The 8,708-nt window shown below is 58.2% G+C and carries 8 protein-coding genes and 1 pseudogene; 5 read left to right on the top strand and 4 right to left on the bottom strand.

Annotated elements, in window-relative coordinates; all coding sequences use genetic code 11:
- Both AC1D2P_RS29630 and AC1D2P_RS29625 read left to right on the top strand, forming a co-directional pair.
- A pseudogene (locus AC1D2P_RS29630) lies at nt 1-178 on the top strand (IS256 family transposase); the annotation flags it as partial.
- Between the two features lie 250 nt (nt 179-428).
- Nucleotides 429-1,154 (top strand): intradiol ring-cleavage dioxygenase, encoded by a 726-nt coding sequence (locus AC1D2P_RS29625; protein WP_046032021.1) that lies wholly within the window; start codon nt 429-431, stop codon nt 1,152-1,154.
- A 2-nt stretch (nt 1,155-1,156) separates the two neighbouring features.
- Here the strand turns inward: AC1D2P_RS29625 and AC1D2P_RS29620 are convergent, their stop codons facing one another.
- Nucleotides 1,157-2,338, bottom strand: a complete 1,182-nt coding sequence (locus tag AC1D2P_RS29620) for an aminotransferase class V-fold PLP-dependent enzyme (RefSeq protein WP_046032020.1) — start codon at nt 2,336-2,338, stop codon at nt 1,157-1,159.
- 17 nt (nt 2,339-2,355) lie between these two features.
- Nucleotides 2,356-2,592, bottom strand: coding sequence for a DUF3820 family protein (locus AC1D2P_RS29615; RefSeq protein WP_003213031.1), 237 nt, complete (start codon nt 2,590-2,592; stop codon nt 2,356-2,358).
- 204 nt (nt 2,593-2,796) lie between these two features.
- Here AC1D2P_RS29615 and AC1D2P_RS29610 point away from each other — a divergent pair, with 204 nt between their 5' ends.
- Nucleotides 2,797-3,264 carry a ferritin-like domain-containing protein gene (locus tag AC1D2P_RS29610; RefSeq protein WP_046032019.1) on the top strand — a complete coding sequence of 156 codons (468 nt, stop codon included), beginning with the start codon at nt 2,797-2,799 and terminating at the stop codon, nt 3,262-3,264.
- A gap of 75 nt (nt 3,265-3,339) precedes the next feature.
- On the opposite strand, the gene AC1D2P_RS29605 is transcribed toward AC1D2P_RS29610, so the two are convergent.
- Nucleotides 3,340-3,810, bottom strand: coding sequence for a MaoC family dehydratase (locus AC1D2P_RS29605; RefSeq protein WP_008151121.1), 471 nt, complete (start codon nt 3,808-3,810; stop codon nt 3,340-3,342).
- 42 nt (nt 3,811-3,852) lie between these two features.
- On the bottom strand, nt 3,853-4,797 hold the full coding sequence (locus AC1D2P_RS29600; RefSeq protein WP_223525667.1) for an alpha/beta hydrolase: 945 nt from the start codon (nt 4,795-4,797) through the stop codon (nt 3,853-3,855).
- Nucleotides 4,798-5,042: 245 nt separating this feature from the next.
- Here AC1D2P_RS29600 and fadD2 point away from each other — a divergent pair, with 245 nt between their 5' ends.
- Both fadD2 and AC1D2P_RS29590 read left to right on the top strand, forming a co-directional pair.
- Nucleotides 5,043-6,731, top strand: a complete 1,689-nt coding sequence (fadD2, locus tag AC1D2P_RS29595; protein ID WP_046032017.1) for a long-chain-fatty-acid--CoA ligase FadD2 — start codon at nt 5,043-5,045, stop codon at nt 6,729-6,731.
- A gap of 386 nt (nt 6,732-7,117) precedes the next feature.
- On the top strand, nt 7,118-8,708 hold a 1,591-nt coding region (locus AC1D2P_RS29590; protein ID WP_477811731.1), incomplete at its 3' end, for an AMP-binding protein.

The raw sequence follows: 8,708 nt of genomic DNA, 5'->3' as shown, positions 1-8,708 counted from the left end.
GCGCAAGATCATCAAGACCCGAGGTCACTTCCCGACTGACGATGCGGCGACAAAACTGATCTGGCTTGGACTGCGCAATATCACAGCAAACTGGGGGGCCGCGGCCCATGACTGGAAAAGTGCGATGAATCAATTCGCGATTCTGTACGGAGATCGATTTATCAGGCCGACCTGGTAAAAGCATGGCCTGCCTAACGGCAGGCCGTTAACGGCCCGCACACAAAATATCTGACAGTCCCGTATCCACGGTGCATCAGGCAGACCGCATGCACTGGATTTACGACTGCTTCGCAGCCGGACGCAGGCTTCGCCAGCTGCTACAGATCGGACGCCAGTTGCTACAGATCGACCTCAGGCGATAAATAATTACCGCACCTGCACATTCGTCGCACCCTAACCTGCGCTCTTCTATTGGAAGAGAGAACGTCATGGACGACAACACCTGCGCTGCACCTTCACAACCGGCTTGCCTGCTGTCCCCCGAACAAATCGCCGGTCCGTATTTCCGTAACCCGAAACTGATCAGGCGCAACATCAGCGAAGGCGCTGATGGCGTTCCCTTGATACTGCGCCTGGCGATCGTCGATGCCATGACCGGGCAGCCTGTCACGGGCGCGCTGGTTGATATCTGGCATTGCAACGCGCGTGGTGCCTATTCGGGCTGGAGCAAGATCAATCCGGACAAGGAAGTCGATGTCGGTGAAATCGGCTCAATCCCGCGCACCGACGACGACACTTACCTGCGCGGCGGTCAGTTCACCGACAAGCACGGAGTCGTGCGGTTTACCACGATTTACCCGGGGTTTTACGCCGGCCGTTCGCTGCACATTCACGTCGCTGTGCGCATCACGGCCGGCAACAATTACCTGCAAGAGCGGCATGTCGCCTGGGTCGGCCAGCTTTACTTGCCCGAGGCGGCTTCGCGGTCGGTACTGAACACCCGAGAGTACAGCGGCAGAAAGGCTTCACCGCTGACCAACGATGAAGACATTTACTACAAGCACCACGGCGGCGAAGCTTCGACGTTAAGCGTTCATACGCTTAGTCGAAAGTCGAATGACGATGGCTATTTCGGATCCACCACCATCGCCATCGACACCTTCGCGGTTTCATCACACATCAAGCCGGAGGACTTCGACAGGTACACCGTGTGATTTCAGCCCAGTTCGGTCAGCGCCCGGGTCAGCAGCGTCATATGTGACGCAGTGGTGGTCAGGCCCGGTGTGATGCGAATGCACGGTCCGCTCGCGGCACCGCTGCGCATCACGGTAAACAGGTTGTAGTCGCTGAGCAGTCGCTCAACCATCGGCTGTTGATCGCTATGGCGCGTGAAGCGCAGTGACGTGATGCCGCAATACAGGCGAGGGTCATCCGGCGTCATGACTTCAATCCCCGGCAATTCGCGCGCTGCACGCACCCACAGGTTACGCAAGTAGTTGAGCCGGGCACCCTTGGCGGCAGAACCACCCATGGCATGATGTTCCTCGATCACCAGCGGCAATGTCAGCAGCGCCGGGATATTCGGTGTGCCGTACGGCGTGCGGGCGCGAATGTCGGTGACGGGGTAGTGCGATTCGCCCATGTCCGGGTCGATATCGGCCAGGCGCTCGGGAGCAATGTAGATGAACCCTAGCGTCAGCGGTGCTCCGATCCATTTGTGCAGGTTGAAGCCGGCGAAGGAGATACCCAGTTCATCCAGATTGAAGTCGATTTGCCCCAACGCGTGGGCGCCGTCGAGGATCACATCGATCCCGTGTTCTTTCGCGGCGGCGGCAATCGCCTGCACCGGCATCACCAGGCCGGTGCGATGGGTGACGTGAGTCAGGGCCATCAGTTTGAGTTTGGGGTAGCGCTCAAAAGCGTCACGGTAGGTCGCCAGTAAACTGTCGAAACTGGCGGGGTGCTGGTGGTCGATCTCGATCACCTCGGCCCCGCGATTGCGCGCCAGCCAGCGCAGGGCGTTTTTGACCGAGTCGTACTCCAGATCGCAGATCAATACCTGGTCGCCCGGCTGAAGACGGTTGTAGTTGCGGATCAACGATTGCAGACCCTCCGAGGCATTGCGGGTCAGCGCCACGGTGTCGGCAGGCACACCCACCAGTGCGGCCAACTGCGCGCGGATCTTCTGGGTTTCGACCTGTTCGAATCGCTGGCGTACGTACACCGAGTTGCTGCGGTTGATCATTTCGATGTTGCGCTGGTATTCCTCGACTACCGTTCGCGACATGCGCCCGAAGTAACCGTTCTCCAGGTTGATCGGGCCGGGTTCGACGGCATAGCGGTCGGCAAAGGTCTGCCAGAACATTTCATCACGGGCGCGACGGGTGTTATCGGGCATGGGGTACTCGGTCAGGATCAATGGCGGGGGGCGGGTTTGCCATGTTTGGCGCGCAAGGGTTCGAGCAGTTCCGACAAGCCGTTGTGATCGATTTCCTGCATCAGGGCCAACAAGCCACCTAATTCGCCATGAGGAAATCCTTCCCGGGCAAACCAATTCAGGTAGGGGCCGGGCAGGTCGGCAATGATCCGGCCCTTGTATTTGCCAAAGGGCATTTCGCGGGTGATCAGCAGTTCTAGTTTTTCAGGGTTCATCGGTCGGCCGTCAGGATTCAATCTGTACGGAAAATACAGGCATTCTGCATGCAGGCCAATTGACAGTTCATGCAAAAAAAACGGATACAGATTTCGCCTGTAAAATTAAGTCATTGAAATATAAAAATTAAATTGTCGATTCGAAGCTGGCATGCAGGGTGCAACAGTCATTGCATCTTTCATCAACCCGCAAGGAATTGAAAAATGACCGACATGAATAAAGAAGCCATCTCTGTACTCAACGACCTGATTGAAACCAGCAAAGACGGTCAGGAAGGGTTCAAGACTTGCGCTGAAGACATCAAACACCCTGAACTCAAAACGTTGTTCGTTCAGCGTTCTGCCGACTGCGCCACGGCGGCGTCTGAACTGCAATCCGCCGTGCGTTCGATGGGCGGCGATCCAGAAACCTCCACCAGTGTCAGCGGCGATATGCACCGTCGCTGGGTCGACGTGAAGTCGATGTTTACCGGCAAGGACGAAGAGGCTGTCCTGAACGAAGCCGAGCGCGGTGAAGACCATGCGCTGAAGGCTTACCGAGAGGCGATGGAGAAAATCAACAAACACAACCTGGTGGGCATTCGTGACCTGGTTGAACGTCAGTACCACGGCGTGCAACGCAATCATGACCAGGTCAAAGCCCTGCGTAACCAGGCTCGCGCACGCTCGTAAGCGTTCGCTTCCACTAAAAAAACGCCAGCGAGTCTGGCGTTTTTTGTGCCTGCTGGTTCAAGGCAAGGGCATTGTTCAACCGATGCTGATCGCCGGCAAAGTCGGCAGCGTCACGGTCTGCTGCTTGCGCGGTGCCAGGATCTCCGCTTCGCCATCCACCACCAATTCATCACGCTGGTTGAACACGCGGGTGGCAATGCGCACACGAAACTTCGGCAGTTTCTCCAGAATCTCCAGACGCACGGTCAAGGTGTCGCCAATTTTCACCGGTTTCTGAAAGCTCATTTGCTGGCCGATATAAATAGTGCCTGGCCCAGGCAGTTCACAGGCAACCGCTGCGCTGATCAGCGCACCACTGAACATGCCATGCGCGATGCGCTCCTTGAACATGGTGCCCGCCGCGAACTCGGCGTCCAGGTGCACCGGGTTGTGGTCGCCGGACATGGCGGCGAACAACTGAATGTCGCGCTCCTCGACGGTCTTGCTATAGCTGGCGGTCTGGCCGACTTCGAGGGCTTCGTAAGGGGTATTGGTAACCTGGGTCATCTGTCTCGGTTCCTGTGACGAATAAAAAAATCCACAAAAAAACTATTCCGACCGGGGTGGCCGACGGTGGCTCAATGCCTGGGCGATCCACTGCAACACATCGCTGATCACTTCCTCGCGGTTGCTCTCGTTGAACAGTTCGTGGCGCGCCTGCGGGTAAATAGTCAGGTGCAGGTTCTGGCTGCCCGCCGCACGCAAGGCATCGGCCAGATCTTTCAGACGCTTGCCTTCGCTCACCGGATCACATTCACCGCCAATCACCAGCAACGGCAGGCCCGGATCGATCTGAGCGAGATTGGACGCTTTGCTGATTTGCTGCAACCCACCGAGTAGATCGATCCACATCTGGTTAGTGCAGCGAAAGCCACACAGCGGATCGTTGGCGTACAAATCCACTTCCACCGGGTCGCGACTGAGCCAGTCGAATTGTGTGCGTGCCGGTTTGAATTTTTTGTTGAACGAGCCAAAGGACAGCCATTCGATCAACGCACTACGCCCCTTGGGCCCCTGGCGCAGCTTTTCGAAACGGGCGATCTGGCGCGCCGCGCGATAGAGCGTCACGGGCTGGAAATTCGAACCGCTGAGCACCGCGCCGTGCAGGCTGGCGCTGTGATGCAGCAGGTAAGCCTGGGCGATGTAGCTGCCCATGCTGTGACCGAGCAACACGATCGGCACACCAGGATGCTGTTGACCGATGTGCTGGTTGAGGCTGGCGAGGTCGCCGACGACTTTGCACCAGCCATCGTCATCGGCGAAATGGCCGAGTGTGCCGTTTTCGGCGGTTTTGCCATGTCCACGCTGATCCGGCGCATAGACGCCGTAACCGTGCTCGCAGAATTTTTCCGCCAGCCGGGCGTAGCGACCGCTGTGCTCGGCCATGCCGTGAGCCAGCAGAATGACCGCGTGTAATGGCGCGGCGGGCAGCCACTGGTTGACGAACAGGCGGCTATGGTCAGTCGCGGTCAGCCAGAACGTGTCGTGGATCATGTCGATTCCTTTGCATGGGGCTGCATGTGGCATGGGCGTGGTTGCATTGTATAGCGCATCCCGCGCGTCCCGTCTGATCAGGCCACGCCACGGCGGGAAGATTCACACGATCAATGAGGCGCGTGCGCATATTTGCCTGAATCGCCATAGCTGCTAGTGTCCGTGAAGCTCCGCTTTTCGCTTTTGTTTTTGAACAAGGGCGCAACAGCGGCCCCGGATAGGCTCAGGTAAAGAGGATAAGAACAATGCAACCTGATTTCTGGAATGACAAACGCCCGGCCGGCGTGCCCCTGGACATAGACCTTGGGGCTTACAAGTCGGTGATCGAGGTGTTCGAGCGTTCCTGCAAGAAATTTGCTGACCGCCCGGCATTCAGCAACATGGGCGTGACCCTGACCTACGCCGAACTGGAACGCCAGAGCCTTGCATTCGCTGCTTACCTGCAAGCCCACACCGACCTGGTGCCGGGGGATCGCATCGCGGTGCAGATGCCCAACGTCCTGCATTATCCGATTGCCGTATTCGGTGCCTTGCGTGCCGGGTTGATCGTGGTCAACACCAACCCGTTGTACACCGCGCGGGAGATGCGTCATCAGTTCAAGGATTCCGGTGCCCGGGCACTGGTGTACCTGAACATGTTCGGGCAGAAAGTCCAGGAAGTGCTGCCCGACACCGACATCCAGTACCTGATCGAAGCGAAAATGGGCGACCTGATGCCGGCCGCCAAGGGCTGGCTGGTCAATACCATGGTCAGCAAGGTCAAGAAAATGGTCCCGGCGTATGCCCTGCCACAGGCCATTTCGTTCAAGAGCGCATTGCGCATGGGGCGTGGCCTGGGCATCAAGCCGCTGAAAGTCGGCCTCGACGACATCGCCGTGTTGCAATACACCGGCGGCACCACCGGTTTGGCCAAGGGCGCCATGCTGACCCACGGCAACCTGGTGGCGAACATGCAGCAGGCGCGTGCCTGCCTCGGGCAGTTCGGTGCCGACGGTCAGCCACTGCTGCGTGAAGGTCAGGAAGTGATGATCGCGCCACTGCCGCTGTACCACATCTATGCATTCACGGCGAACTGCATGTGCATGATGGTGACCGGCAACCACAACGTGCTGATCACTAATCCGCGAGACATTGGCGGCTTCATCAAGGAGCTCAAGAACTGGCGTTTCTCGGCGTTGCTGGGGCTCAACACCTTGTTCGTCGCCCTGATGGATCACCCGGACTTCAAGACCCTGGATTTCTCCAGCCTCAAGCTCACCAACTCCGGCGGCACGGCGCTGGTCAAGGCCACCGCCGAGCGCTGGGAGCAGATGACCGGTTGCCGTATCACTGAAGGTTACGGCCTGACCGAAACCTCGCCGGTGGCCTGCACCAACCCGTACGGCGATCAATCGCGAATCGGCACGGTCGGCCTGCCGGTGCCGGGCACTTCGCTGAAAGTGATCAACGATGAAGGCGTCGAGCAACCGTTGGGCGAGCGCGGCGAACTGTGCATCAAAGGCCCGCAAATCATGAAGGGTTACTGGCAGAAGCCCGACGCCACCGCAGAAGTGCTGGATGCCGAGGGCTGGTTCAAGTCCGGCGACATCGCGGTGATCGACCCGGACGGTTTTGTGCGCATCGTCGATCGCAAGAAGGACATGATCATCGTGTCGGGTTTCAACGTGTACCCGAACGAGATCGAAGACGTGGTGATGGCTCACCCGAAGGTCGCCAACTGCGCGGTCATCGGTGTGCCGGACGAGCGGTCGGGCGAGGCGGTGAAGTTGTTTGTGGTGGCCCGCGAAGCCGGGGTCAGCCTTGAGGAGTTGAAGGCTTACTGCAAGGAGAACTTCACGGCGTACAAAGTGCCCAAGCACATCGTGTTACGTGAGTCGTTGCCAATGACGCCGGTCGGGAAGATTCTGCGGCGGGAGCTGCGCGATATCGCGTAATCGATGAATGGCCGCGTTTCACGCGGATCGCGGGCAAGCCATGCTCCTACAGGTTCCATTATCGTCCACATAGAATGTGATCGACACGGAACCTGTAGGAGCAAGGCTTGCCCGCGATGCTTTTAAAGATCTGGAAAGGCCCTGTTTCAGGGGCTTTCAAGGCTTTATAGGATTTTTGCTCTAAAATGACCGCTAGCAATTCTTGAGTCACAATTGTGACCGTAGGGGCCGCTTTTGGCTCTAGTCGACCCTTGGCAAAGCTGCTACTCTCGGCGCGCTTTGTGCTTCTCGGCCTGTGTAAAAGCCCAGATTCACCAATGACCAAACACCAATAATAATCGCATCAAATGCGGTGCTGAATTCGCGTTGCTGAGGAGTGGGCTTCCATGATCGAAGACTTTTGGAAGGATAAGTACCCAGCTGGGATTGCTGCCGAGATCAATCCAGACGAGTACCCGAATATTCAGGCAGTGTTGAAGCAATCCTGCCAACGCTTCGCCAACAAGCCGGCATTCAGCAACCTGGGCAAGACACTCACCTACGGTGAACTGTACGAATTGTCCGGTGCCTTTGCCGCTTACCTGCAACAGCATACCGACTTGCAGCCGGGCGATCGAATCGCCGTGCAATTGCCTAACGTGCTGCAGTACCCGGTTGCCGTCTTCGGTGCCATCCGCGCCGGGCTGATCGTGGTCAACACCAACCCGCTGTACACCGCGCGGGAAATGGAACACCAATTCAACGACTCCGGTGCCAAAGCCCTGGTCTGCCTGGCCAACATGGCACACCTGGCGGAAACCGTCGTTCCGAAAACCGGCGTCAAGCACGTGATCGTCACGGAAGTGGCCGACCTGTTGCCACCGCTCAAGCGCCTGCTGATCAACAGCGTCATCAAGTACGTGAAGAAGATGGTCCCGGCGTATCACTTGCCCAAAGCCGTCAAGTTCAACGACGTGCTGAGCAAGGGGCATGGCCAGCCAGTGGCTGAAGCCAACCCGGCCAGCAGCGATGTCGCGGTGCTGCAATACACCGGCGGCACTACCGGCGTGGCGAAAGGGGCGATGCTGACCCACCGCAACCTCGTGGCCAACATGCTGAAATGCAAGGCGCTGATGGGCTCCAACCTCAATGAAGGTTGCGAGATCCTGATCACGCCGCTGCCGCTGTACCACATTTATGCGTTCACCTTCCATTGCATGGCGATGATGCTGATCGGCAACCACAACATCCTGATCAGCAACCCGCGCGACCTGCCGGCGATGGTCAAGGAACTGTCGAAGTGGAAGTTCAGCGGTTTCGTCGGCCTCAACACCTTGTTCGTGGCCCTGTGCAATAACGAAGGCTTCCGCAAGCTGGATTTCTCGGCGCTGAAAGTTACCCTGTCCGGTGGCATGGCCCTGCAACTGGCTGCCGCCGAACGCTGGAAAGCGGTCACTGGCTGCTCCATCTGCGAAGGTTACGGCATGACCGAAACCAGCCCGGTGGCCACCGTCAATCCGATCCAGAACATCCAGATCGGCACCATCGGCATCCCGGTCCCGTCGACCCGTTGCAAAGTCATTGACGATGCCGGCGTGGAACAGCCGCTGGGCGAAATCGGCGAGCTATGTGTCAAAGGCCCGCAGGTCATGAAGGGTTACTGGCAGCGCCAGGAAGCCACCGATGAAATGCTCGACAGCGAAGGTTGGTTGAAGACCGGTGACATCGCGCTGATCCAGCCTGATGGCTACCTGCGCATTGTCGATCGCAAGAAAGACATGATCCTGGTCTCCGGTTTCAACGTGTACCCGAACGAACTGGAAGACGTGCTCGCGACCCTGCCGGGCGTGCTGCAATGTGCGGCCATTGGCGTGCCGGACGAGAAGTCGGGCGAGGCGATCAAGATCTTTATCGTCGCCAAACCGGGCGTGACGCTGACCAAAGAGCAAGTGATGGAGCACATGCGTGCCAACGTCACCGGCTACAAGGGCTACAAGG

This window comes from Pseudomonas sp. P1_F1_2, from assembly GCF_056405815.1.
This window is presented reverse-complemented; position numbering and strand designations above follow the sequence as displayed.

What these genes read in the sequence shown, in the direction of transcription:
- AC1D2P_RS29625 (WP_046032021.1), top strand. Translation starts at nt 429, where the DNA reads ATGGACGACAACACCTGCGCTGCACCTTCACAACCGGCTTGCCTGCTG.
- AC1D2P_RS29620 (WP_046032020.1), bottom strand. Translation starts at nt 2,338, where the DNA reads ATGCCCGATAACACCCGTCGCGCCCGTGATGAAATGTTCTGGCAGACC.
- AC1D2P_RS29615 (WP_003213031.1), bottom strand. Translation starts at nt 2,592, where the DNA reads ATGAACCCTGAAAAACTAGAACTGCTGATCACCCGCGAAATGCCCTTT.
- AC1D2P_RS29610 (WP_046032019.1), top strand. Translation starts at nt 2,797, where the DNA reads ATGACCGACATGAATAAAGAAGCCATCTCTGTACTCAACGACCTGATT.
- AC1D2P_RS29605 (WP_008151121.1), bottom strand. Translation starts at nt 3,810, where the DNA reads ATGACCCAGGTTACCAATACCCCTTACGAAGCCCTCGAAGTCGGCCAG.
- AC1D2P_RS29600 (WP_223525667.1), bottom strand. Translation starts at nt 4,797, where the DNA reads ATGATCCACGACACGTTCTGGCTGACCGCGACTGACCATAGCCGCCTG.
- fadD2 (WP_046032017.1), top strand. Translation starts at nt 5,043, where the DNA reads ATGCAACCTGATTTCTGGAATGACAAACGCCCGGCCGGCGTGCCCCTG.